This window comes from Enterobacter sp. Ag1 (genome assembly GCA_000277545.1).
Lineage (GTDB): Bacteria > Pseudomonadota > Gammaproteobacteria > Enterobacterales > Enterobacteriaceae > Cedecea.
The window spans coordinates 63026-88052 of record AKXM01000026.1; the positions used below are offsets into that span (position 1 = coordinate 63026).

Annotated in this window: 26 protein-coding genes; 12 read left to right on the forward strand and 14 right to left on the reverse strand. The window is 57.4% G+C overall.

Annotated elements, in window-relative coordinates; all coding sequences use genetic code 11:
- Positions 1-12 precede the first annotated feature (12 nt).
- The 4 genes from A936_RS10915 to hycA all read right to left on the reverse strand — a co-directional run bounded on the left by A936_RS10915 (position 13) and on the right by hycA (position 3903).
- Complete coding sequence (locus A936_RS10915; RefSeq protein ID WP_008457683.1) at positions 13-939, reverse strand: respiratory chain complex I subunit 1 family protein; 927 nt, start codon at positions 937-939, stop codon at positions 13-15.
- A 9-nt stretch (positions 940-948) separates the two neighbouring features.
- The gene (gene hycC / locus A936_RS10920; RefSeq protein WP_008457684.1) at positions 949-2757 is read right to left on the reverse strand and encodes a formate hydrogenlyase subunit 3; all 1809 of its coding nucleotides are present in this window, start codon (positions 2755-2757) and stop codon (positions 949-951) included.
- Entirely contained in the window at positions 2754-3359 is a 606-nt protein-coding gene (locus tag A936_RS10925) for a 4Fe-4S dicluster domain-containing protein (RefSeq protein ID WP_008457685.1), read from the reverse strand. The genes hycC and A936_RS10925 overlap by 4 nt, the downstream gene beginning before the upstream one ends.
- An 88-nt stretch (positions 3360-3447) precedes the next feature.
- Positions 3448-3903, reverse strand: coding sequence for a formate hydrogenlyase regulator HycA (gene hycA / locus A936_RS10930; protein ID WP_008457686.1), 456 nt, complete (start codon positions 3901-3903; stop codon positions 3448-3450).
- Positions 3904-4171: 268 nt separating this feature from the next.
- Here hycA and hypA point away from each other — a divergent pair, with 268 nt between their 5' ends.
- The 8 genes from hypA (at position 4172) to A936_RS10970 (ending at position 11474) form a co-directional block, all read left to right on the forward strand.
- Positions 4172-4534, forward strand: coding sequence for a hydrogenase maturation nickel metallochaperone HypA (gene hypA / locus A936_RS10935; protein WP_008457687.1), 363 nt, complete (start codon positions 4172-4174; stop codon positions 4532-4534).
- Complete coding sequence (gene hypB, locus A936_RS10940) at positions 4527-5390, forward strand: hydrogenase nickel incorporation protein HypB (protein WP_008457688.1); 864 nt, start codon at positions 4527-4529, stop codon at positions 5388-5390. Before hypA ends, hypB begins: the two co-directional genes overlap by 8 nt.
- Positions 5381-5641, forward strand: a complete 261-nt coding sequence (locus A936_RS10945; RefSeq protein WP_008457689.1) for a HypC/HybG/HupF family hydrogenase formation chaperone — start codon at positions 5381-5383, stop codon at positions 5639-5641. Before hypB ends, A936_RS10945 begins: the two co-directional genes overlap by 10 nt.
- Complete coding sequence (hypD, locus tag A936_RS10950) at positions 5641-6762, forward strand: hydrogenase formation protein HypD (RefSeq protein WP_008457690.1); 1122 nt, start codon at positions 5641-5643, stop codon at positions 6760-6762. Before A936_RS10945 ends, hypD begins: the two co-directional genes overlap by 1 nt.
- Entirely contained in the window at positions 6759-7769 is a 1011-nt protein-coding gene (hypE, locus tag A936_RS10955) for a hydrogenase expression/formation protein HypE (RefSeq protein ID WP_008457691.1), read from the forward strand. Before hypD ends, hypE begins: the two co-directional genes overlap by 4 nt.
- Before the next feature lie 109 nt (positions 7770-7878).
- Entirely contained in the window at positions 7879-9963 is a 2085-nt protein-coding gene (gene flhA / locus A936_RS10960) for a formate hydrogenlyase transcriptional activator FlhA (RefSeq protein ID WP_008457692.1), read from the forward strand.
- A 46-nt stretch (positions 9964-10009) separates the two neighbouring features.
- Positions 10010-10357: an HNH nuclease YajD gene (yajD, locus tag A936_RS10965; protein ID WP_008457693.1), complete on the forward strand. Its 348-nt coding sequence runs from the start codon at positions 10010-10012 to the stop codon at positions 10355-10357.
- 148 nt (positions 10358-10505) lie between these two features.
- Positions 10506-11474, forward strand: coding sequence for a chemotaxis protein (locus A936_RS10970; protein WP_008457694.1), 969 nt, complete (start codon positions 10506-10508; stop codon positions 11472-11474).
- Between the two features lie 36 nt (positions 11475-11510).
- Here A936_RS10970 and rhaM read toward each other — a convergent pair whose 3' ends face one another.
- The 5 genes from rhaM to rhaB form a co-directional block, all read right to left on the reverse strand.
- The gene (rhaM, locus tag A936_RS10975; RefSeq protein ID WP_008457697.1) at positions 11511-11825 is read right to left on the reverse strand and encodes an L-rhamnose mutarotase; all 315 of its coding nucleotides are present in this window, start codon (positions 11823-11825) and stop codon (positions 11511-11513) included.
- A complete protein-coding gene (fucO, locus tag A936_RS10980) occupies positions 11822-12970 on the reverse strand; it encodes a lactaldehyde reductase (protein ID WP_008457699.1) in 1149 nt (382 codons plus the stop codon). Before fucO ends, rhaM begins: the two co-directional genes overlap by 4 nt.
- A gap of 10 nt (positions 12971-12980) precedes the next feature.
- The gene (rhaD, locus tag A936_RS10985; protein ID WP_008457701.1) at positions 12981-13805 is read right to left on the reverse strand and encodes a rhamnulose-1-phosphate aldolase; all 825 of its coding nucleotides are present in this window, start codon (positions 13803-13805) and stop codon (positions 12981-12983) included.
- A 108-nt stretch (positions 13806-13913) separates the two neighbouring features.
- On the reverse strand, positions 13914-15176 hold the full coding sequence (locus tag A936_RS10990; protein ID WP_008457704.1) for an L-rhamnose isomerase: 1263 nt from the start codon (positions 15174-15176) through the stop codon (positions 13914-13916).
- Positions 15173-16645 carry a rhamnulokinase gene (rhaB, locus tag A936_RS10995; protein WP_008457705.1) on the reverse strand — a complete coding sequence of 491 codons (1473 nt, stop codon included), beginning with the start codon at positions 16643-16645 and terminating at the stop codon, positions 15173-15175. The genes A936_RS10990 and rhaB overlap by 4 nt, the downstream gene beginning before the upstream one ends.
- A 310-nt stretch (positions 16646-16955) precedes the next feature.
- Between rhaB and rhaS the strand changes: the two genes are divergently transcribed.
- Both rhaS and rhaR read left to right on the forward strand, forming a co-directional pair.
- Positions 16956-17792: an HTH-type transcriptional activator RhaS gene (gene rhaS / locus A936_RS11000; protein ID WP_008457708.1), complete on the forward strand. Its 837-nt coding sequence runs from the start codon at positions 16956-16958 to the stop codon at positions 17790-17792.
- Positions 17793-17865: 73 nt separating this feature from the next.
- Positions 17866-18708, forward strand: coding sequence for an HTH-type transcriptional activator RhaR (rhaR, locus tag A936_RS11005; RefSeq protein ID WP_008457710.1), 843 nt, complete (start codon positions 17866-17868; stop codon positions 18706-18708).
- Positions 18709-18711: 3 nt separating this feature from the next.
- On the opposite strand, the gene rhaT is transcribed toward rhaR, so the two are convergent.
- Positions 18712-19749: an L-rhamnose/proton symporter RhaT gene (gene rhaT, locus A936_RS11010; RefSeq protein ID WP_008457712.1), complete on the reverse strand. Its 1038-nt coding sequence runs from the start codon at positions 19747-19749 to the stop codon at positions 18712-18714.
- Positions 19750-20155: 406 nt separating this feature from the next.
- On the opposite strand from rhaT, the gene sodA reads away from it, so the two are divergent.
- Together sodA and yiiM are read left to right on the forward strand one after the other, a co-directional pair.
- Entirely contained in the window at positions 20156-20776 is a 621-nt protein-coding gene (gene sodA, locus A936_RS11015; protein WP_008457716.1) for a superoxide dismutase [Mn], read from the forward strand.
- 73 nt (positions 20777-20849) lie between these two features.
- Positions 20850-21527, forward strand: a complete 678-nt coding sequence (gene yiiM, locus A936_RS11020; RefSeq protein ID WP_008457718.1) for a 6-hydroxyaminopurine reductase — start codon at positions 20850-20852, stop codon at positions 21525-21527.
- Between the two features lie 87 nt (positions 21528-21614).
- Here the strand turns inward: yiiM and phoU are convergent, their stop codons facing one another.
- Genes phoU through pstC form a run of 4 tightly spaced genes read right to left on the reverse strand, consistent with a single transcriptional unit; the run spans position 21615 to position 25024 of the window.
- Positions 21615-22340: a phosphate signaling complex protein PhoU gene (gene phoU, locus A936_RS11025; RefSeq protein WP_008457720.1), complete on the reverse strand. Its 726-nt coding sequence runs from the start codon at positions 22338-22340 to the stop codon at positions 21615-21617.
- A 13-nt stretch (positions 22341-22353) separates the two neighbouring features.
- A complete protein-coding gene (pstB, locus tag A936_RS11030; RefSeq protein WP_008457722.1) occupies positions 22354-23127 on the reverse strand; it encodes a phosphate ABC transporter ATP-binding protein PstB in 774 nt (257 codons plus the stop codon).
- Between the two features lie 47 nt (positions 23128-23174).
- On the reverse strand, positions 23175-24065 hold the full coding sequence (pstA, locus tag A936_RS11035; protein WP_008457724.1) for a phosphate ABC transporter permease PstA: 891 nt from the start codon (positions 24063-24065) through the stop codon (positions 23175-23177).
- Complete coding sequence (gene pstC / locus A936_RS11040) at positions 24062-25024, reverse strand: phosphate ABC transporter permease PstC (protein WP_008457726.1); 963 nt, start codon at positions 25022-25024, stop codon at positions 24062-24064. The genes pstA and pstC overlap by 4 nt, the downstream gene beginning before the upstream one ends.
- Positions 25025-25027: the final 3 nt, after the last annotated feature.

Here is a 25027-nt window from a genome sequence, read left to right on the forward strand (position 1 = left end):
GGTTCTCTTAAATCACGCCGCCAGCAAGGAGACGAAGGCTAAAAAGGCAAAGCCAAAACCGGCCCAGGTAATGCGCGAGGTTTCAAGCATTCGCAGGCGCGCCATGCTGTTTTCGAACAGCGCGATAATCAGCACGCCCGCCACCAGCTTCACAACGGCCAGCACCAGGGCAAGGACAAGCCCGCCCCAGCTAAAGGCGCTCATTTGCCCCCAGGGCAGGAACACGCCGACAAACATTTGCAGCACAACCAGTTGCTTCAGCGAAATGCCCCACTTCAGCACCGCAAAGCCCGCGCCGCTGTATTCGGACAACGGCCCTTCCTGCAGCTCCTGCTCGGCTTCGGCGAGGTCAAACGGCAGCTTGCCCATTTCAATAAAGGTGGCGAAGGCGCAGGCCGCGAAGGCCAGAACCAGCGTCAGGCTTTGCGCCGTCGGCCAGGCGTGAATAGCCCCGGCGATATTGCTGATGTGCGTGCTGCCGGCAACCTGCGCGGCAACCCACAAACCAAGCAGCAGAATCGGCTCGACCAGCACACCAAGCATGGCTTCACGGCTGGCACCAATCCCGGTGAACGGGCTGCCGGTGTCCAGCCCGGCGATGGCGAAGAAGAAGCGGGCGATGGCGAACAGATAAATTAAGGTTATCAGGTCGCCTAATGACGGCAGCGGCGAGGCAATTGTCACCACCGGCAGCGCGGTGGCGATGGTGAGCATCACGCCCACCATAACGAACGGCATCAGGCGGAAAACCCAGCCAGAGGCGGCGGGGGCCACGCTCTGGCGGCCCAGCAGCTTGAACAGATCCCGGTATTCCTGCAGCACGCCGGGACCACGGCGATTATGCAGGCGGGCGCGCGTCACGCGGGTAATCCCTGCCAGCAGAGGCGCGGCAAAAAACAGCGCCAGCGCCTGGATAAGAGCGAATAAAAACGTAGTCATATCAGTTCCTCAGGCAACCATCGCCACCAGTAAGACCGCCAGCTCAACCATCGCCAGGCGGCGGAACGTGCCGGACAGGCGCTCGCACTGCCAGCCAGGGATCCACTTCACCGGGTTCAGGGTTTGGCGCAGCTTAAGCAAAGGCGCAAACGCCGCTTTTACCGGCTGGGCAAAGCCCGTCGCGGTGATCACCATCGCCTGTTCGTGGTCGTAGCCGCAGACCCACGCCGAGCCGCGAGAGCGGTTTGGCAAGCGGTCGCCGCGGAAAACGATCATCAAAATAAACGGCAGCAGCGGAGAGGCAATCAGCAACAGCGTTATCATCGGCTGAGACACGGCGGTATGCGCCGGTTGAAGCGGCAGCGGCACGGCGTGCTGAAGCAGAGGCAGCAGCCACGGGGCAGCAACCCCGGCAACTACGCAGCATGCGGCAAGCAGGGCGACTGAGACGTTCATTAGCCACGGCGCAGAGGTCGCGTTTTCCGCTTCTTTAGTACGCGGCGCACCCAGGAAGGTGACGCCATAGACTTTCGCCATGCACATGACCGCCAGTGCGCCGGTGATTGCCAGCCCCACGGCCAGCAGCGGCCCGATAAAACGGCCCACAAACAGCGGCAGGCTGCCAAGGCGGAAGAACGACTGATAGATAACCCACTCCCCGGCAAAGCCGTTCAGCGGCGGCAGCGCGGCCATCGCCATCAGCCCAACCAGCATCGCCAGCGAAATAACCGGCATGCGTTTGCCGATCCCGCCCAGCTTCTCGATGTCGCGGTGTCCGGTGCGGAACCAGACGGCACCTGCGCCGAGGAACAGCGTGGTTTTGAACAGGCTATGGTTGAACAAATGATAAAGGCCGCCGGTCATGCCCAGCGCCACCAGCACCGGCTCATGCAGTGCGATACCGATCAGGCCGCAGCCCAGGCCCAGCAAAATAATGCCGATGTTTTCAAGGGAGTGATAAGCCAGCAGGCGGTTGATGTTGTGCTCCATCAGCGCGTAAAGCCCGCCGATAAACGCGGTGATCATGCCGACCACCACGACCAGCACACCCCACCACAGCGGCAGCGTATTACCGATCAGCGAGAAGCTCATAATGCCGTAGAGGCCAATCTTCAACACCACGGCGGAGAACAGCGCGGCGGCAGGCGCGGAGGCATTCGCATGCGCCTGCGGCACCCAGCCGTGCAGCGGAATAATCCCGGCAAGCAGCCCAAAGCCGAGTAGCGCGAGGATCAGTACCGGGGCCGGCAGCGGCGCGCCGTCAAGGAGATGACGCAGATCGCCATAACCCAGCGTGCCGTAGCGCTGCCACAGCAGCCAGCAGGCCATTGCCAGCAGCACGGTACCCAGACGACCAAGGGCAAACCACAGCTGCCCGGACTGCTGGCAGCCGGTGAGGAAATAACCCGCCAGGGAGATGATTTCCGCCATCGCTACCAGCGTGACAAAGTTGTCGGCTACCAGCGCCGCAACGCTTGCCGCCAGGATTAAGTTAATCAGCAGGCCGTCGGCTTTTATCGCCGGATGGCGATGCCAGGCGCAGTTATAGACGGAAATAAACAGGCCGCTTAAGGCCACCGTTACCAGCCAGACGCCGTTGAAAGCGTTGAGCTGCAGGTGCCAGTGCCAGATTTGAGCATCGCCGCTGAAGCCCAGCAGCGCCTGAACGCCCGCGATCAGCAAAAGCACGGCGCTGATTGCGCCGCCAACGCCGCCGATAAAGCCGCTAACGGGCTTTGAAAATGCCAGAGCGCCGGCTAACACAGCGCTGGTGACAAACCCCAAAAGCGCCCAGTGAATCAGTAAAAAAGCATTCATTTTCTCGCCTCTGGCTGGGTAAACAGGGTCAGGTCGCCAAGCGTCGCGCCAAGCGTCAGTTCACGTTTGCGCTTGCTGGCCTGGGCGATGTCTTGGTTGTCGATCAGCCGCAGCGCCTTGGTCGGACAGGTGCGAACGCAGGCCGGGCCGCTTTCGTCGAAGCTGCACAGGTCGCATTTGACCGCGATAGCACGAACGCCGGGAACCCAGTCCAGCAGCGGGCTAACGCGAGCCGGGGCCGGAGGCGCAGGTGGCGCTTTCGGGCTGTTCACGTTGGCGGGAATATGCAGCGGGCGGCTGCCGGAAAATTCAATGGCGCCGAACGGGCAGGCGATGCCGCAAAGTTTGCAGCTTACGCACAGGCTTTCATTCAGCTGCACGGCGCCGTCCACGCGGGTTATCGCGTTGACCGGGCAAACCCCGGCGCAGGGGGCGTCTTCACAGTGGTGGCACATCTGCGGCGCAGATTCATTCAGGTTGCGCATGACTTTCAGGCGCGGCATGGACTGCAGGCCGTGCAGGCGGTGCGTCTCGGCGCAGGCCGCTTCACAGGTATGGCAGCCCATACACAATTTTGAGTCAGCGATTACAAAACGGTTCACCAGTTCTTCCTCAGGTGACAATCGTCATTTTTGACGAAAACATGCCGAAAAGCTGCCGGTTCGACAGTTCTCGACACCCCAGATATCTTCATGCCACGGCGGACTTTTGCAGCAGCGCCATGGATAACGGGGTGTTTTGCTGCACGGCCAGATAAAGGCTGTCGTACACCGGGCGGATCAGCTCGAGGTAGTGTTCCAGCACTTTCTCGCGATCGCGGTTGCTGACGGCGTTATCAATCAGTCCGTCATCGTCGATAGTCGCCTTGGCAATCAGCACGTTATCGCTGCCGTCGCGCAATTCGATGCTGTACTCGATGGTGTGGCTGTTAAAGCCTTCGGCGAGATTGATTTGAATGACGAAGTGGTCAAATAAGAAGAAGCGCAGGCTTTCGTCCGGGTTGCAGCCCACGGCGTGATGCAGCTTCGCTTTGGATAAGGTGATCCCCTGAATCAGGGTGTTGCCGTACAGATGCCACTGCGAAAGCAGCCGCTGGTGCTTGTCGGCGATGTACTCGGCTTTTTCGCTCAGTTCCCAAATGTTCATGTTTTGTTCGCTCTGTTAGTGCTTGTCCCTCCGTAAGGCACTTTTCGTGCCATGTTTTTAATTTATTGTTTTTAAATGGATTTAACCGATAAAAGTGTCTTTGGCGAGCAGAATGACATGTCATTTCGTCATCTTTGACTTTGGCTGACGGCACTTTTTTCCCCTCACCCCGGCCCTCGCCCCTTCGGGGAGAGGGCCGGGGTGAGGGGAAAAGAAAAAGCCTGGCACCGTCCTTGCATTACCTGCCCCAGTTACCCCCGGAGGCCCCATGCACGAAATCACCCTTTGCCAGCGCGCAGTCGAACTTATCGAAAACCACGCCCGCCAGAACAATGCCCGTCGCGTGACCGGCGTCTGGCTGGAGGTCGGCGCCTTCTCGTGCGTGGAAACCAGCGCCCTGGAGTTTTGCTTTGATCTGGTCTGCCGCGGCACCCTGGCGGAAGGCAGCGAGCTGCATATCCACCAGCAGGAAGCCGAATGCTGGTGCCATGACTGCCAGCAGTTCGTCACTCTGCTGACCCAGCGCGTGAAGTGCTGCCCCAACTGTAACGGCAGCAACCTGCGCATCGTGGCGGATGACGGCATGCAGATTAAGCGTCTGGAAATCGATCAGGAGATAGCTCATGTGTAGCACTTGCGGTTGCGGTGAAGGCAACCTGTACATTGAAGGGGACGAACGTAATCCCCACTCTGGCTTTCGCAGTGCCCCGTTTGCCCCGGCGGCACGCCCGCTGCAGCAGATCACCGGCGTCAAGTTTGCCCCTACGGCTGACGAACAGGGCGACCTGCATTACGGTCACGGCGCGGCAGGCACCCACGCGCCGGGGATGACTCAGCGTAAGATGCTGGAGATCGAGCTGGACGTGCTCGACAAAAATAACCAGCTCGCCGCCCATAACCGCGACCGCTTTGCCAGCCACAATCAGCTGGTGCTGAACCTGGTCTCAAGCCCCGGCTCCGGTAAAACCACCCTGCTCACCGAGACGCTGAAGCGCCTGAATGCCAAAGTGCCGTGCGCGGTTATCGAAGGCGATCAGCAAACGGTGAACGACGCCGCGCGCATCCGCGAAACCGGCACGCCAGCCATTCAGGTGAATACCGGGAAAGGTTGCCACCTTGATGCCCAGATGATTCGCGATGCCATGCTGCGCCTACCGCTAGAACGCGACGGCGTGCTGTTTATCGAAAACGTCGGCAACCTGGTTTGCCCGGCGAGCTTTGATTTAGGCGAGCGCCATAAGGTCGCGGTGCTGTCGGTGACGGAAGGCGAAGATAAGCCGCTGAAATACCCGCATATGTTCGCCGCGGCGTCACTGATGCTGCTGAACAAGATCGACCTGCTGCCCTACCTGCAGTTCGACGTCAGCAAGTGCTTAGCTTTTGCCCGCGAGGTCAACCCGGACATCAAAATTATTCTGGTTTCCGCGACCAGCGGCGAAGGGATGGACGAGTGGCTTAGCTGGCTGGAGGCGGAGCGATGTGCATAGGCATCCCGGGGCAAATTGTTGCGCGCCTGGCCGACGGCAGCGCGAAAGTGGACGTCTGCGGCGTGCAGCGCGACGTGAATTTAACGCTGGTGGGCGACGCCGCCGTGGGGCAATGGGTTTTGGTTCACGTCGGTTTCGCCATGAGCATGATTGATGAAGCCGAGGCGCGGGACACGCTGGATGCCCTGCAAAACATGTTCGAGGTTGAGCCGGACGTTGGCGCGCTGCTTTATGGCGAGGAGCGTCGCTGATGCGCTACGTCGATGAATACCGCGATCCAGATCGCGTGATGCAGCTGATTGAAACGCTGAAATCCCGCGCCACGCTGCTGAACTACACGGCGAGCCACCCGCTGCGCATCATGGAAGTTTGCGGCGGCCATACCCACGCTATTTTTAAATTCGGCCTCGATCAGCTGCTGCCGGAAAATATCGAGTTTATTCACGGACCCGGCTGCCCGGTTTGCGTGCTGCCGATGGGGCGAATCGACACCTGCATTGAGATAGCCAGCCACCCGGAAGTGATTTTCTGTACCTTTGGGGATGCGATGCGCGTGCCGGGTAAAAACGGCTCGCTGATGCAGGCGAAGGCGCGAGGCGCGGACGTCAGGGTGATTTACTCGCCCATGGACGCGCTGACGCTGGCTCGCCAGAACCCGGAGCGCAAAGTGGTGTTCTTTGGCCTCGGCTTTGAAACCACCATGCCCGCCACGGCAATCACGCTTCAACAGGCAAAGTCGCAGGGCATCGATAATTTCTATTTCTTCTGCCAGCACATCACGCTGATCCCGACGCTGCGCAGCCTGCTTTCCCAGCCCGACAACGGCATCGGCGCTTTCCTGGCGCCGGGGCATGTCAGCATGGTGATTGGCACCGAAGCCTATGACTTTATTGCCTCTGAGCACCAGCGCCCGCTGGTGGTGGCCGGCTTTGAGCCGCTCGATCTGCTGCAGGGCGTGCTGATGCTGGTCGAGCAAAAAATCAGGCAGCGCAGCCTGGTAGAAAACCAGTACCGCCGGGTCGTGCCGGAAGAAGGCAATTTGCTTGCGCAGAAGGCGATAAGCGACGTATTTACGGTGCGTGGCGAAGCGGAATGGCGCGGCCTTGGCGTAATCGGTGATTCCGGCGTGCAGCTCACCGAAGCCTACCGTCAGTTTGATGCCGAAGACCATTTCCAGCCCAAACCTCAGCGGGTTTACGACGACCCGAAAGCCCGCTGCGGCGACGTACTTACCGGGCGCTGCAAGCCGCAGCAATGCCCGCTGTTTGGCCGCGACTGTAATCCTCAAAACGCCTTCGGCGCCTTGATGGTCTCCTCCGAAGGAGCCTGCGCGGCGTGGTATCAGTACCGTTCTCAGGAGTGTGAAGTATGAAAACCGTTGAACTGGCCCACGGCAGCGGCGGCCAGGCGATGCAGCAGTTGATCGCCAGCCTGTTTATGCGGGCTTTTGATAATCCGTGGCTGGCCGAGCAGGAAGATCAGGCGAGGCTTTCGCTGGCAGAGCTGACCGCCTGCGGCGACCGGCTGGCGTTTTCTACCGACAGCTACGTTATCGATCCGCTGTTTTTCCCCGGCGGGGATATCGGCAAGCTGGCCGTGTGCGGCACGGCCAACGACGTCGCGGTGAGCGGGGCTACACCGCGCTGGCTGTCGTGCGGTTTTATCCTTGAAGAAGGCCTGCCGTTTGAAACGCTGGAGCGCGTGGTCACCAGTATGGCGAATGCCGCGCGCTCGGCAAATATCGCCATTGTCACCGGCGACACCAAAGTCGTACCGCGCGGCGCGGCGGACAAGCTGTTTATCAATACCGCCGGGATAGGCGCTATTCCTGCGGGCGTTAACTGGGGCGCGGCTCAGCTCAAAGCAGGGGATCGGCTGATTGTGAGCGGCACGCTCGGCGACCACGGCGCAACCATCCTCAACCTGCGCGAGAAGCTGGGGCTGGACGGCGACCTACAAAGCGATTGCGCGGTGCTGGCGCCGATGATCGCCCCGCTGCTGCAGATTCCCGGCGTAAAAGCGCTGCGGGACGCCACGCGCGGCGGGGTAAATGCCGTTCTGCACGAGTTTGCCGACACCAGCGGCTGCGGAATGGAAATCAGCGAAAACAAGCTGCCGCTGAACCCGGCGGTGCGCGGCGTCTGTGAACTGCTGGGGCTGGATGCGTTAAATTTTGCTAATGAAGGCAAGCTGGTTATCGCCGCGTCTCCCGAGTCTGCCCCGGCCGTTATTCAGGCGTTACAGCAGCACTCCTGCGGCAAACAGGCGGCTGTCGTGGGTGAGGTTGTAGAGCGAAAAGGCGTGCGCGTCGCGGGGCTTTATGGCGTAAAACGCACGCTCGATCTGCCGCATTTTGAACCCTTACCGCGCATTTGTTGACCTGCACCAGTATGCATTCACGCAACGCTGACTAAACTTAAACAATATTTATATTAATTATATTTTTTAGCCCTGCGCCCGCCGCAGGGCATTTCAATGGAAAGCAAAAATGTCATACACGCCGATGAGCGATCTCGGGCAGCAGGGGTTGTTTGATATCACCCGCATGCTGCTCCAGCAGCCCGATCTCAACGAACTCGCCAGCAGCCTGACGCAGCTGGTGAAACAGGGCGCGCTGGCCGATCGCGTTAACATTCTGCTTTACCATCCCCAGCATCAGCGGGTGAGTTTTTATGGCAAGGATAAACACGGCAAGGAACTGCACTACGAAGATGAAATGGCTCTGGCCAGCGGCCCGGTGCGCCGCATATTGTCGCGCCCGGAGGCGCTGATTTGCAGCCAGCAAGAGTTCGATGAAACCTGGCCGCAAATGGCAAGCCTGGATCTGTATGCTCCTTTTGGCCGCTACTGCCTTTTACCGCTGGCCTCCGAAGGCAAAATTTTCGGCGGCTGCGAATTTATCCGCAACCGGGCGGACGCCTGGACGGAAAAAGAGCTGAACCGGCTTTATACCCTGGCGCAAATTGTCGGCCTGGTGACCGAGCAAATTCAGACCCGGCTCAATTCGAGCCACGATCACCAGTTATTGTGCCGGGAGCGCGACGATTTTCGCATTCTGGTGGCCGTCACCAACGCGGTATTGTCGAAGCTGGACCTGGACGAACTGATCAGCGAGATTGCCCGGGAAATTCACTATCACTTCGCCATTGATTCCATCAGCATCGTGCTGAAAAGCAGCCGCAAGTCGCGACTCACGCTCTACTCCACTCACTTTGTGGATGAAGCTTCGCCGATTCACGATCAAAGCGACGTGCTTGAGGAAGGCACGCTGTCAGAACGCGTCTTTAAAAGTGGCGAAATGCTGCTGCTCAATCTTTGCCCTGGCGACAAACTGGCGCCGTATGAGCGGATGCTGCTGGAGATGTGGGACAACAAACCGCAGACGCTTTGCCTGCTGCCGCTGAAGTTCGGTCCCAATATGCTGGGCGTCCTGAAGCTCGCCAAATGCAGCGAGCAGGGCTTTACGCCAGCCAACCTCAAGCTGCTGCGCCAGATTGCGGAACGTATTGCCATCGCGGTGGATAACGCCCTCGCCTACCAGGAAATCAACCGCCTGAAAGAGAATCTGGTGGATGAAAACCTCTACCTCACCGAGCAAATTAATAACGTCGACAGCGATTTTGGCGAAATTATCGGGCGCGGCGAGGCGATGTCTATCGTGCTTAAGCAGGTGGAGATGGTGGCCAGCAGCGACAGCACCGTGCTGATCCTCGGCGAGACCGGCACCGGTAAAGAGCTGATTGCCCGGGCGATCCATAACCTGAGCGAGCGCAACAGCCGCCGGATGGTGAAGATCAACTGCGCCGCGATGCCCGCCGGGCTGCTGGAGAGCGACCTGTTCGGCCACGAGCGCGGGGCGTTTACCGGGGCGAACAATCAGCGCATTGGCCGCTTTGAGCTGGCGGATAAAAGCTCGCTGTTCCTCGACGAAGTGGGCGATATGCCGCTTGAGCTGCAGCCCAAGCTGCTGCGCGTGCTGCAGGAACAGGAGTTTGAGCGCCTCGGCAGCAATAAGGTTCAGGAAGTGGACGTGCGCCTGATCGCCGCTACTAACCGCAACCTGAAAGAGATGGTTGCCGACCGGGAGTTCCGCAGCGATCTTTATTACCGGCTGAACGTGTTTCCTATCACGCTGCCGCCGCTGCGCGAACGCCCGGAGGATATCCCGCTGCTGGTGAAATCCTTCACTTTCAAAATCGCCCGCCGCCTGAACCGCAACATCGACAGTATTCCGGCAGAAACGCTGCGCGCCCTGAGCCGCATGGAGTGGCCAGGCAACGTGCGGGAGCTGGAAAACGTGATTGAGCGGGCGGTGCTGTTAACCCGGGGCAGCGTGCTGCACCTTTCCCTGCCCGAAATGGATCACCGCCCTCCTCTGGAACGCCATCTTTCTCCGTGTGTGGAAGAAGAGAGGCGTGAAGATGAGGACGAGTGCGAGCGCATCCTGCGCGTGCTGAAAGAAGCTAACGGCGTGGTGGCCGGGCCTCGCGGCGCTGCCCAGCGATTAGGGCTGAAGCGCACCACGTTACTTTCCCGGATGAAGCGCCTGGGGATTGATAAAGACGCGCTTTAGCCGGAAACTGGGCATAACCCTACATTTTTTGTCTGGAACCTGAATCATGGCAATTATCCCCAAGAACTATACGCGGCTGGAAAGCGGCTACCGCGAAAAGGCGCTGAAGCTTTTCCCGTGGGTGTGCGGGCGCTGCTCCCGCGAGTTTGTCTATTCTAATCTGCGTGAACTGACCGTTCACCATATGGATCACGATCACACCAACAACCCGGAAGATGGCAGCAATTGGGAGCTTTTATGCCTGTATTGCCACGATCATGAACATTCTAAATACACCGAGGCCGACCAGTACGGCTCCACGGTGATTGCCGGAGAGGACGCGCAAAAGGATGTAGGCGAAGCAACCTATAATCCGTTTGCCGACCTCAAGGCGATGCTGAACAAGAAAAAGTAAGCGCCCTCCGCTTAGAGGGATATCACGCCCCTCTAAGCGAAATCATTTCGCCTTTTCCCTTCATTTTTTCCAGACGCTGCCGATAACTTAGACAAGCATTCACTCCGTACGGTTGGGTTCTGAGGCCGGGTTATCACTTGAGGTTAAAATGGATAGTTTTCAGAAAGATATTGATGAAAGGGCCAACCTGGCGTTATCCAACAAGTTCGAGCTGCTGCTGTTCCGCTTAGGCACCAGCCAGCACGACAGCAAGTCCGAGCTGTACGGCATCAACGTTTTTAAGCTGCGTGAAATTGTGCCGATGCCGAAGATTAACCGTGCCGCAGGCATGGAATCACCGCTGCTGGGCATGGCTAATATTCGCGACCAGATTATCCCGGTTATCGATCTGCCTGCGGTCACCGGCTGCACGCCGACCACCGGCCTGAATTTATTACTGATCACCGAATATGCCCGCAGCACCCAGGCGTTTGCCGTGGAGTCCGTGGAGAACATTATTCGCCTCGACTGGAGCCAGGTGCACGCCGCCGAGGCCGGGGTCAGCAGCCGCAATATCACCAGCATCGCCAATATTGACGACCCGCTAACCGGCAAAGACCTGGCGCTGGTGCTGGACGTGGAGCAGATCCTCTATGACATTATCCCATCCGGGAGAGATGTGAATATTGCCGCGATAGAAGAGAAAACTTATACCCTGAAGCCCGGCGCGGTGGCTATCGTTGCCGAAGATTCCAAAGTCGCGCGTTCGATGCTGGAGCAGGGCCTGAAGGGGATGGGCATTCCGGCCATCATGCACGCGACCGGCCTGGAAGCCTGGGAAAAAATCAAACTTATTGCTGCCGATGCCAAAGCATCCGGCACGCCTATTACCGACAAAATCGGCCTGGTGCTGACCGATATCGAGATGCCGGAGATGGACGGTTTTACCCTGACCCGCAACATTAAGACCGAACCTTCGCTGAAGCACATTCCGGTGGTGATCCACTCCTCACTTTCCGGCAGCGCCAACGAAGATCACGTCCGTAAAGTCGGCGCCAACGGCTATGTCGCCAAGTTTGACGTCGCCGAGCTGTCTTCCGTCATCCACAAAGCGTTGGAAGACGCCTCCACTCGCTAAGAGATAAGAAAAGGCCCGGAAACCGGGCCTTGTTTTTTATTCGAGCCAGAACACTTCTTTTAGCGCCTGGCTGACCGGGCTGCCGTCCGGGTTGCTGGGCATGATGTCGCGCATATGCTGCCACCAGCGCTGACAAACGTCGGTGTCGGCCACCGCATTCCAGCGCGCTTCGGACTCAATTTCTACCGTGGCAAACAGCAGATGGCGCTGTTCATCCAGATAGATCGCATAGCGATGAGCGCCGTGCTGTTTAAGCACCTCTTCCAGCTCGGGCCAAATCGGCGAATGGCGGCGCTGATACTCTTCGTGGGCGTCAGGATTAACCCGCATCACAAAAGCTTTCCTGATCACAGCGCCTCCAGATAAAGCTGGCGGATCTCTTCGCGCGAGGCGGGTCTTGGGTTACACGGCGCGCACGGGTCGGCCAGCGCTTTGTCCAGCCAGCCTTCAATATCGGCAGGCTGAACGCCAAGCTCACGAAAGCCGGACGGGATGCCAACCCTGGCGGATAACGCGCGAATCGCTTCGATGGCTTTATGGCTTGCCTGCTCGTCGGTCAGCCCCTGAGTATCGCTCCCCATCGCCTGCGCCAGGCGAGCAAAGCGAGGCACCGCGTTTGGCCGGTTAAAGGCTTCAACAACCGGCAGCAAAATCGCATTACATACGCCGTGCGGCAGGTTGTGCGTCGCGCCCGGCTGGTGCGCCATCGCATGTACCAGCCCCAACCCTGCGCTGTTAAACGCCATCCCCGCGAGGTATTGGCCGTAGGCCATCATTTCACGCGCTTCCAGGTTCTGCCCGTCGTCTACGGCTTTCGGCAACCAAGTGTTTATCAGGCGAATGGCCTCCAGCGCGTTGGCATCCGTTAACGGATGTGCGCTGACGGAAACATAGGCTTCAACGGCGTGGGTAAGCGCATCCATCCCAGTTGCAGCGGTAACGGAGGACGGAATATTCACCATGACTCTGGCATCATCCACGGCAATATCCGGGATGAGATTGGTGTCGATGATCACCTCTTTCACCTGACGTTCGCTGTCGGTGATCACCGCATTACTGGTCATCTCTGCCGCCGTGCCCGCCGTGGTGTTAATCGCCACCAGAGGAACTCCGCCATTTTTTACTTTCCCGACACCGGAATAATGCACGGAAAGCCCCGGGTTTGCGGTCAGGATTTTCACCGCTTTCGCCGTATCAATCGGGCTGCCGCCGCCGAAAGCAATGAGGTAGTCGCAGTCGGCCAGGTTAAATCTTGTGATGCCTTTTTGCACCAGCGCTTCGGTCGGGTTGGGGAACACTTCATCGAACAGTTCGTAAGGCAGGTTATGCTCATCCAGCGCCGCAAACAGGCTATCTAATAGCCCCATTTTCACCAGTTGTCCGTCGGTTACCACTAACGCTTTGCCCCAGCGTTTTTCGGCGATGAGCTCCACCATATCGCCAATGGCGCCCGCTCCGTGCAGGCTGATTTTGGGTAGTGCCAGCATAAAACTCATCTTTTGCTCCTCAATCCTTAAGTGCTTCTGCAAGTGGCGTGACGCCGAAACGCTCGCCAAGCGCCACCAGTTCCGTGCGAGTGATAGTCTGCTTCATGCCGCCCATCGAATAGATTTTCACCAGGATTTCAGCCGACTTCTCAGCGGTGTCTATCAGGCCAAAGGCTTCGTCGAGCGTAGGCCCGGTGCCAAAAATGCCATGATGTGGCCACAGCACCAGGCTGTGAGCGCGCATTTGCTCTGCGGTGGCGGTGCCAATGTCGTCAGTGCCCGGCACCTTCCACGGCACAATGCCGATACCCTCCGGGAAGACCACCAGGCATTCGGTACTGCCTTCCCAAAGCTGGCGCGTGAAGGCCGCATTTTCCAATGGCAGGACGTAGCTTAGCGCAATCAGGTTGGTGGCGTGGCAATGCATGATCACCCGATCTTTCCCCCCGGAGATGAGCTTGCGTACCCCGTGGGACTGGAAATGTGCTGCGAGTTCTGAAGTTGGCATCCCGCCGTTGGTCAGCCCCCAGTGGATGCTGTAGGACTGGCCATCGTTGCTGACCTGCAGCAGCGCCAGATTGTCCGCCGGATCGAGCTGAACGTTACGGAAAAACTTGCCTGAACCGGTCACCAAAAACCAGCATCCCGCCAGCATTTCTGCAGGCTGGCTTAGCGCGACGCGGTGCGGTGCATGGCTGAATTGGTCGCGGTAATATTCGACGTCTTCGGCATCCAGCCGCAGGCTAATATTGCCGCCGTTGCGCTCGTCCCAGCCCTTTAGCCACATATCGCCGGTGGCCTTCACCATGTCCTGAATAAACCATGAGTTGAGGATGTTCTGCATTGTTTCGTGTTCCTTAAGACGCTCCCTCTCCCCAAAGGGGAAAGGGAATTGTTCAGTAAGAATGTCGGTTTCACCCTCTCCCTTTTAGGGAAAGGGCCGGGGTGAGGGTTAATTCACGCGCTGCGCTAAAATTTGCTGTTCATACTGGCGAACAGTGCTCAGCCAGGAGGCATCCGCTGGAGTGTCGTGGCGCAGGCAGTACATCTCCCAGACGGCCTGCCACGGCAGACATTTCTGTTCTTCAAGCAGCGCCAGGCGGGCGGTGTAATCGCCTGCCAACTCCAGTTGGCGAAGCTGGGCTGTGGGCTCAAGCAGCGCCCGCAGCAGGGCTTTCTTCATGTTACGCGTGCCGATAACCCAGGCCGCAACGCGGTTGATTGAGGCATCAAAGAAGTCGAGGCCAATGTGGACGCGGTCAAACAGGTTGTGACGGATGATTTCGCTGGCGATCGCCTGGGTTTCGTCGTCCAGCAGCACAACGTGGTCGCTGTCCCAACGCACCGGGCGGCTGACGTGCAGCAGCAGGCGCGGGATGTAGAGCATGGCGCTGGAGATTTTGTCGGAGATGACTTCGGTGGGATGGAAGTGGCCAGCATCGAGGCACAGGGCCGTCTGGCGACTGGTGGCATAGCCGAAGTAAAACTCATTGGAACCGACGGTGTAGCTTTCCGCGCCGATACCGAACAGTTTGCTTTCTACCGCATCAATGTGATGTGCCGGGTTAAGTTTTTCAGCCATGGCTTCATCCAGCGCCTCTACGAGACGCCTGCGCGGGCCCAGACGGTCGACGGTGATATCTTTCATGCCGTCCGGGATCCAGATATTCATCACCGATGGCGTTCCCAGCTGTTCGCCGAAGTAAGCCGATATTTTGCGGCAGGCTTTAACGTGATCGATCCAGAACTGGCGGGTTTCATCCCTGGCGTGTGACAGCGTAAAACCGTCCGCACTTAGCGGATGAGAGAAGCAGGAAGGGTTAAAATCCAGCCCCATGCCATGGTTTTTAGCCCATTCAACCCAGTTTTTGAAATGCTCAGGCTTGATGCAGTCGCGAGAGACAGGCTCGTCGGACTCGAGATAAATCGCATGCAAATTCAATCGCTTTGGCCCAGGGATCAGGCTCAGGGCACAGTCCAGATCGGCGCGCAGTTCAGCCGGGTTACGCGCTTTACCTGGGTAGTTTCCCGTGGCCTGGATGCCGCCGCTTAGCTCGCCTTCGGGGCTTTCAAACCCGGCGACGTCATCACCCTGCCAGCAGTGCATGGAGACGGGCAGGCGATCGAGCTGGCGTAAAACCTCCTCCGCATCAACGCCTGCTGCGGCAAAACGCTGTTTCGCCAGGGCCCAGGCTTCTTCGATTTGAGTCGTCATGCGTAAAGCTCCTTACGTGTCTGAATGTTTTGCCGTAGCTGCCCGACGTAGCGGCGAATGTCACTGTCCGGGTTCGGCATGAAGGAAATGAGATTGCTGTTTTGGCGCACGAGGTGGCGAAAGGCGTCTACGTCTGGAATCACGTCCAGCGCCATCAGCTGACAGCCAATGTTTCCCAGCGTTGAAGCCTCCACCGGCCCGGCAACAACGGGGATCCCACAGGCATCGGCACAAAGCTGGTTGAGGAAATGATTCTGGCTGCCGCCGCCGACAATATGCAGGCAGCCAAAAGGCTCGCCTCGCAACGCTTCCAGCTCGCGCAGTACCTCGGCATAGAGCAAGGCCAGGCTGTCAAAAATACAGCGCGCAAGCTCTGCATCGCTTTCCGGCACCGGCTGGTTCGCCTCACGGCAGGCAGCCTGAATTTCAAGGCTCATGTTGGCCGGATTGATAAAGCGATCGTCGTTGGGGTTGATGGTGAAGCGGCAGCCGGGCAGATGCTGCGCCAGGGCAATAAGATCGGGGATATCCATTCCCGCGCTTTCGCGGGAAACGCGCTGCAGCAGCCACAGCCCCATGATGTTTTTCAGGACGCGATAACGCCCTTCTGCCCCACCTTCGTTAGTTATATTGGCCGCCAGCGCCGCCTCGCTGACGCAGGGCGTTTTGCTTTCAAAACCCATTAATGACCAGGTCCCGGAGGAGAGATAAGCGGCGTTTTCCCCGACCAGAGGAGCGGCAATTACCGCGCTGGCCGTATCGTGGGTAGCGACGCTGACTACCGGGATGTTGTTGCCTTCACGGCATTCCCACTCGCCGCTCATCACGCCGGGATGCGTGGGTGTGCCAAACCAACGCTCCGGCACCCCTGCCCAGGCAAGCAGCTGGCTGTCCCAGCTATCCGTCTGGATGTTTATCATCTGAGTCGTGGTGGCGTTGGTGTATTCCCAGTTCATCACCCCGGTAAGCCGAAAACTGAAATAATCTGGGATCAGCAGCGCGCGAGCGGTTCGCTTTACCCAGTCCGGGTGCTGCTCTACCAGTGCACGAAGCTGATATAACGTGTTGAAAGGTAAAAATTGAATACCGCTGCGGCGGTAGATTACTTCGCGCCCAAGCTCGCTGATAGCCCGAGCCATTACGCCGTCCGTCCGGCTATCGCGATAGGACACGGGCAGGCCCACGCGGCGGCCATTTTCATCGAGCAGAACGAAATCCACGCCCCAGGTGTCGATGCCAATGCTGTCGATTCGCACGCCTTCATCGCAGGCTTTTTGTAGCCCAAGGCGTATTTCAGCTTCGAGGCTGTCAAGATCCCAACAGTCATGGCCGTCAATGCGAATCAGGCTGTTGGTAAAGCGGTGAATTTCCCGCAGGGAGATCTGCCGGGCAGTTTGATCATAGCCCGCCAGCATCACGCGACCGCTGGAGGCACCGAGATCGACGGCAACGCTGTGGCGAAAAGTCATGATGGGAGTCCTCATTGGCGTCATTGCCCATCAGTCTAAAAATGCCGCTCTGCCCCTGCCTTCATCCCAATGACAGCGTGCGTTCCCGCCTGGCAAAGAGGCAAAGATGAACGAGAGAGAGTTCACATATTTACTTTGCCCGCCTCGAAAGGCCGCGCTTCACGCCTGTGACCGCACACACATTTCCCGATAAAGCCCGTTTCATCTTCAAAAAAGAACGTTTTATGCACGATTTTGTGTCGAAAATTTAAGGTGATGCCGGGCGCGGTTCTCTACTATCGACCCATCGTTAGCACAGTGAGAAGCAATCATGACGGTATTACACAGCGTGGATTTTTTTCCAGATGCCGGGATATCGGTGGCCATTGAACCCCGCCAGCCTCAGCCGGACTTCCCTGAGCACATCCATGATTTCAATGAAATCATTATTGTTGAACACGGCACCGGCTCCCATATTTTCAACGGGCAACCTTATACGCTGAGCGGCGGCTCCATCTGCTTTGTTCGCGATCACGATCATCATCAGTTTGAGCACACCGAAAACCTCTGCCTGACCAATATTCTATATCGTGAGCCGGAAGCCTTTTGCTTTCTATCCGGGCTGCACAAACTCCTGCCGCAGGAACAAGACGGCTATTATCCGGCACACTGGCGGGTCAATCAGGGCGTATTGCGTCAGGTGAAAGGGTTTATCGAGCAGTTTGAGGCACTGAGTTCGGAAAACACGGCGCCTGCCCTCGCCAGGCGAGAACTTCTCTTTATGCAGCTGCTGGTGTTGCTGAGCCAGGCGAATCAGGCAGACAATCGGGGCGGGGCCGACGAGCGCTTAAACCAGCTTCTTCTCTGGCTGGAAGATCACTCTTCGGAAGAGGTTTGCTGGGAGCAGCTGGCAGCCTCTTTTACGCTCTCGCTGAGAACCCTGCATCGCCTGTTAAATCAGAAAACCGGGCTCACGCCTCAGCGCTACCTCAACCGACTCCGTTTGATGAAAGCGCGTTATTTACTGCGACATAGCGAGGAAAGCGTGACGAATATCGCCTTTCAGTGCGGCTTTGGCGACAGTAACCATTTCTCCACGCTTTTTAAGCGAGAGTTTTCTTACTCTCCCAGGGTGGTACGCCAGGGCCGGGATACTCCAATTGTATAACGTGGCTGACGTCACCGTATTTTAGGCGAAAAAAAGCAATGATTTCAGCCCATTCAGTCACGGAGCGACGTCTGTGCCAGGCCAGTTAGTGCTTAAAAAAGCGGATTTTTTTGCCTCCGATACGCAGCCGGTCACGGTGGCCGATCGCTATCCTCAAAACGTTTTTGCCGAGCATACCCATGAATTTTGTGAGCTGGTGGTGGTCTGGCGCGGCAACGGGCTGCACATTCTTAACGGCAGGCCCTGGCGCATCACCTGTGGCGACTTGTTCTACATTCGTGCGGAAGATAAGCACAGCTACGAATCAGTGCACGATCTGGTCCTGCATAACATTATTTACTGCCCGGAAAGGCTGGCGTTAAACGTTAACTGGGGGGATCTGCTGTCTAACCCTCCCCACGGCAGCGACAGCGATCCTCGCTGGCGGCTGGGTAGCCAGGGCATGGCGCAGGTACGTCAGATCATCGGGCAGCTCGAGCATGAAAGCCCGAAAACGGACCTCCTGTCACGCTGCCTGTCGGAGAGCTTGTTTTTACAACTGCTGATAACCCTGCGCCGCCATCGCTACCGGGTGGCCGATGCCGCCAGCCTGCGTGAGGGTGAAACGCTGGATCTGCTGATGGCCGCACTGGGAAACAGCCTTGAAGAGCCGTTTGATTTCGGGCTGTTTTGCCACCACCATCAGGTGACAGAGCGGCAGATGCGCTCCCTGTTTCGCCAGCAAACGGGCATGACGCTAAACCAGTATCTGCGCCAGCTCGGTATTTGCCAGGCGCAGTATCTGCTGCGCCACAGCGAGCTGTTAATCAGCGAGATTGCCGCCCAGTGCGGCTTCGAGGACAGTAACTATTTTTCCGTGGTGTTCACCAAAGAGACGGGCGTGACGCCAAGGTTATGGCGCCAGCGTTTTCGTTGAGCCTCATCCGTTCGCCATGCCCAGGCCAACGATATTGGCAGCAAGAATGATCGTCAGGCAGCCCATCGCCAGTACGCCAACCGGCCTGCGCCCCGCGGACTTCCACTCCTTCATGATTAACCCTACCAGCCCGCCGCAGAGCACGTAGAAGCTCATATGCAGCATCCAGCTCATGTAGTCATACTGTGCCGGAATTTTAGCGTGCCCCCAGGCGTAGAAGAAGAATTGCAGGTACCACATCAGGCCGCCAAGTGCCGATAAAATCAGGTTGGTAACAATCAGCGATTTTGCCAGCGAGAAATCGGCTTTTACCGACAAGTTTTTTACTTTTACCAGTCGGATAAAGCAAAAGCCCAGATTAATAACGGCGCCGCCCCCCATGATCACCACATAGCTTGGCAGGGCAATATAAAGCGGATCGACGCCCAGATTCGACGCCGCCTGATGCATAGGTTTCGCTGCATCCATCGCAAATGACATACCGGCGGAGAAAATGCCGCACATCATCGCCAGCAGCAGCCCTTTTTTCAGGTTAAATTCTTCTGCTTTAATCCCCATCTGACGTTCTTTTAGCAGCCCGGCCCAGGTCACAATAGCCACGCCGATAAGCGCCACCAGCACGCCAAGGAGCGTCATGCGTCCGCCTGGCGTATCCGTCAGCATGGCAAATTTGCCATTGATGATCGGGGTCAGTAATGTGCCGACAATCAGCGTGATGCCGATAGCGACGCCAATCCCCATCGACATCCCCAGATAGCGCATCGTCAGGCCATAATTGATATTACCGATGCCCCACATGGCACCAAACAAAAACACCGGCAGCAGCGTGGCCACGCTGAACGACCCGTAATAACCCCAGAAATCGGGTAGCAGTACGGCACTCACCGCCCACGGCAGGATAAGCCAGGAGACAATCCCGCCGACGGACCACATGGTTTCCCATGACCAGTGCCGCACTTTTTTAAACGGGGCATAAAAACAGGCGGCGCTGGCGGCGCCGATCAGATGCCACAGGATCCCCATCGTGATTGCATTGCTCATGATTAACCCTCGCTGTTTTTGGGCCGTCGCCTCTGCGACAGCCTGCAATGTCAACGAGTCTAAAGAGTGAGCTGCGGGCTAACCTTCAGGGCAATGCCGCGCGCCCGATGAAGCTGGCAAAATTCAGCGAGTGCCGCCGATGGCGATCACAATTTGTACTCCTCTCGGGTTCTTCTCATGCCGTTACGTCACGACCGGGTAACAATTCGCCGTTACTCTGGGAAAATGGCTTTTTACCCGCTGCGTTATAGCCGTAAGCCGTGGTTTCATGAAGAAAAGTTATAACCACACGCTAAGTACGGCATTGATAAACATTTTCAATATCATTTAATTAACTATAATGAACCGACTGATTACGCGGCGTTAACAGCATTACAGCCGCTCTACGTTAATGGAGACGATGAATATGAGCTATACACTGCCATCCCTGCCTTACGCTTACGACGCGCTGGAACCGCATTTCGACAAAGAAACCATGGAAATCCACCACAGCAAACACCACCAGGCTTATGTCAACAACGCGAACGCCGCGCTGGAATCCCTGCCTGAGTTTGCCAGCCTGTCTGCTGAAGAACTGATCGCTAAACTGGATCAGCTGCCTGCGGATAAGAAAACCGTACTGCGTAACAACGCCGGTGGCCACGCTAACCACAGCTTCTTCTGGAAAGGCCTGAAAAAAGGCACCGAGCTGAAAGGTGACCTGAAAGCGGCTATCGAGCGCGATTTCGGCAGCGTTGACGCGTTCAAAGCTGAGTTCGAAAAAGCAGCCGCTACCCGTTTCGGCTCCGGCTGGGCGTGGCTGGTACTGAAAGGCGACAAACTGGCTGTAGTCTCTACTGCAAACCAGGACAGCCCGCTGATGGGCGAAGCTATCTCCGGCGCTTCCGGCTTCCCGATTGTGGGCCTGGACGTTTGGGAACACGCTTACTACCTGAAATTCCAGAACCGTCGCCCGGACTACGCGAAAGAGTTCTGGAACGTGGTTAACTGGGACGAAGCAGCAGCACGTTTCGCCGCTAAAAAATAAGGTTGCAATACGACCTTAGAGAAGCGAGCCTGATGGCTCGCTTTTTTTATGTCTATTTCGCAGGGAGTCGCTTATGCATCGCTATCCGCTTCAGGTTTACGTTGGTCAGATCCGTGCTTACGAAGGGAGTCGGCCCAGCGCCATCGCCAAGGTGCAGGTGGACGGCGAACTTCGCCTGACCGAGCTTGGGCTGGAGGGCGACGAGCAGGCGGAGAAAGTGATTCACGGCGGGCCAGACAGGGCGCTGTGCCACTATCCGCGCGAGCATTATCAGCACTGGGCGCAACTCTTCCCGGATAAAATCGATTTGTTTAACGCCCCGGCCTTCGGCGAAAACCTGTCCACGGAAGGGATGACGGAAAAGAACGTCTGTATGGGGGATATTTATCGCTGGGGTGAAGCGCTGATTCAGGTGACTCAGCCTCGTTCGCCCTGCTTTAAGCTGAACTACCATTTTGGCGTAGAGGATATGGCAACGCGGATGCAGGAAGCGGGCTACTGCGGCTGGCTTTATCGCGTGATTCTGGCGGGGAATGTTTCCGCCGATGCACCGCTGGAACTGGCCTCTCGCGTTAGCGACGTGACGGTGGCAGAAGCTATCGCCATTGCCTGGCATATGCCGTTTGATGATTCACAGTATCATCGGCTTTTGTCAGCGGCTGGGTTGTCGGTAAGCTGGAGCAGAACGATGCAGAAGCGCAGAATTTCAGGGAAGATCGAGGATAATTCTCGGCGTTTGTTCGGGAAGTAACGGCCCCTCACCCCAGCCCTCTCCCAAAGGGGAGAGGGGGGAAAGAAGCGTCGACCCCTCTCCTAAAAGGAGAGGGAACGGAAATGCTTACTCTTTCGGATCTTTACCCGCCAGCAGCTTGTCCAGCTCATCCCCGCCCACGTGACGGAAATCCTGCCCCTTCACGAAGTAGAAGATGTATTCGCAGATGTTCTGGCAGCGGTCACCGATACGCTCGATGGAGCGGGCGCAGAACAGCGCGGTCAGCACGCTTGGAATGGTACGGGAGTCTTCCATCATGTAGGTCATCAGCTGACGCACGATGCCTTCATATTCCTGGTCAACTTTCTTGTCTTCGCGGTAAATACGCACCGCTTCGTCCAGATCCATACGCGCGAAAGCGTCCAGCACGTCGTGCAGCATCTGCACGGTGTGGCGCCCCAGCGATTCCAGGCTGACCAACAGCGGCTGGTGCTGCTGGGAGAACTTCTCCAGCGCGGTGCGGCAAATTTTGTCCGCTACGTCGCCAATACGTTCCAGCTCGGCGATGGTTTTGATGATCGCCATCACCAGGCGCAGGTCGCTGGCGGTAGGCTGGCGTTTGGCGATGATACGCACGCAGGCTTCATCGATCGCCACTTCCATCATGTTGACCTTCTGGTCACCGGCGATAACGCGCTTCGCCAGCTCGCTGTCCTGGTTGTGCATCGCGGTGATCGCGTCGGAGAGCTGTTGTTCCACCAGCCCGCCCATCGTCATCACCTGAGTACGGATGTACTCCAGCTCGGCGTTGAACTGGCCAGAAATGTGTTTGTTTAAGTTGAGGTTATCCATCGCGCTCTCCAAATCAACCGTAGCGGCCAGTAATGTAATCTTCGGTTTGTTTCTTCGCTGGCGTAGTAAACAGCGTATCGGTTTCGCTGAATTCGATCAGCTCGCCGAGGTACATAAACGCCGTGTGGTCAGAACAACGCGCCGCCTGCTGCATGTTGTGGGTCACGATCACTACGGTATAGTCTTCTTTCAGCTCGGTGATCAGCTCTTCAATACGCCCGGTGGAGATCGGGTCAAGCGCGGAACACGGCTCATCCAGCAGCAGAACTTCCGGGCGAATCGCGATGCCGCGAGCGATGCACAGACGCTGCTGCTGACCACCGGAGAGGCTATAGCCGCTCTGGTGCAGTTTATCTTTAGTTTCGTTCCACAGCGCGGCTTTGGTCAATGCCCACTGCACGCGTTCATCCATGTCGCTGCGGGACAGCTTTTCAAACAGACGCACGCCAAAAGCGATGTTGTCGTAAATAGACATCGGGAACGGCGTCGGCTTCTGGAAGACCATGCCGACTTTGGCACGCAGCAGGGCGATGTCCTGGCTCTGGGTGAGAATATTTTCCCCATCCAGCAGGATTTCACCTTCTGCACGCTGCTCAGGGTAGAGCGAGTACATTTTGTTAAAGGTACGCAGCAGGGTGGATTTACCACAGCCTGAGGGCCCAATGAAGGCGGTAACCTGGTTCTTCGCGATATCCAGATTGATGTTCTTCAGGGCGTGGAACTTACCGTAATAGAAGTTCAGATCGCGAACCTGGATTTTGCCTGGGGCTAAATCAACCTTACTCATCTGTGTCTTAATCTCCGTCCGGCGCCGCGAGGGCCGCGCCGTAAAATTTAACCGTGTTTACTCTTCGAGAAAATCACGCGCGCCAGAATGTTCAGCAGCAGCACGCAGAGGGTAATGATCAGCACCCCTGCCCAGGCCAGCTGTTGCCACTCGGCAAACGGGCTCATCGCAAATTTGAAAATGGTCACCGGCAGGTTGGCGATAGGCTGCATCATGTCCGTGCTCCAGAACTGGTTGGAGAGGGAGGTGAAGAGCAGCGGAGCGGTTTCGCCAGCGATACGGGCAATCGCCAGCAGCACGCCGGTGATAATCCCGGAGACGGACGCCTTAAGCGTAATCGCGGAGATCATCTTCCATTTTGGTGTTCCCAGTGCGTAAGCTGCTTCGCGCAGGCTGTCCGGCACCAGTTTCAGCATGTTTTCAGTGGTACGAATGACGATAGGCACCTGCAGCAGCGCCAGCGCAATCACGCCCGCCCAGCCGGAGAAGTGTTCCATTTTCGCCACCACGATGGTGTAAACGAACAGACCGACCACAATCGATGGGGCGGACAGAAGAATGTCGTTAATAAAACGAATCACTTCGGCCAGGGCGGATTTACGGCCATATTCGGCCAGATAAATCCCGGCCATGATACCCAGCGGCGTACCGATAACGGTCGCCCACAGGATCAGCAGGCCGCTGCCCGCCAGGGCGTTAGCCAGGCCACCGCCCGCGGTATTAGGCGGAGGCGTCATTTCGGTAAACAGCGCCAGCGACATGCCGTCGATGCCGCGGGTTACCGTGGAAAACAGGATCCACACCAGCCAAAACAGACCGAACACCATGGTCGCCATAGAGAGCGTCAGGGCGATACGGTTCTTCATGCGGCGACGCGCCTGCATTTTGCGGCGCGACTCAGCCAGTGCCGCGCTGCTTTGCATTTCCATCGTGGTCATGAGCGAGCCCCTTCGTTTTTCGCCAGGCGCATAATCATGAACTTAGAGATAGCCAGTACGATAAAGGTAATCACAAACAGAATTAGGCCAAGCTCCATCAGCGCGGCGGTATGCAGGCCGGATTCTGCTTCGGCAAATTCGTTCGCCAGCGCAGAGGTAATACTGTTGCCCGGCATATACAGTGAGGCGCTGTCGAGCTGGTAGGTATTACCGATGATAAAGGTCACCGCCATGGTTTCACCCAGCGCACGGCCAAGGCCAAGCATCACGCCGCCGATAACGCCGTTTTTGGTGAACGGCAAAACAATGCGCCAGATAACTTCCCAGGTGGTACAGCCGATGCCGTAGGCCGATTCTTTCATCATCACTGGCGTTTGTTCGAAGACATCGCGCATCACGGAGGCAATGTAAGGGATGATCATAATGGCGAGGATCACGCCGGCGGCAAGAATGCCGATACCAAACGCAGGGCCAGAGAACAGCGCGCCAACGATAGGCACGGCAGAGAGCACGTTGCCTACGGGTTCCTGGAAGTAAGTCGCGAACAGGGGAGCAAAGATAAACAGGCCCCACATGCCGTACACGATACTTGGAATGGCCGCCAGCAGTTCAATGGCGATACCCAGCGGGCGCTTCAGCCAGCCAGGCGCAAGTTCTGTCAGGAACAGCGCGATACCAAAGCTCACCGGAACCGCAATCAGCAGTGCGATAAACGAGGTTACGAGGGTTCCGTAGATCGGCACCAGTGCGCCGAAGACTTCATTAGGGGCATCCCACTCTTTGGACCAGAGGAAAGAGAAGCCAAACTTCTCAATGCTCGGCAGCGAGGAGATAAACAGCGAGATGATAATCCCACCCAGCAGAAATAGCACAATCAGCGCAGCCAGTCTTACCAGCGCACTGAAAATTACATCGCCTTGTTTGCCAGGGGCTTTAAACGTCGGCTTAGTCACAGCCATAGC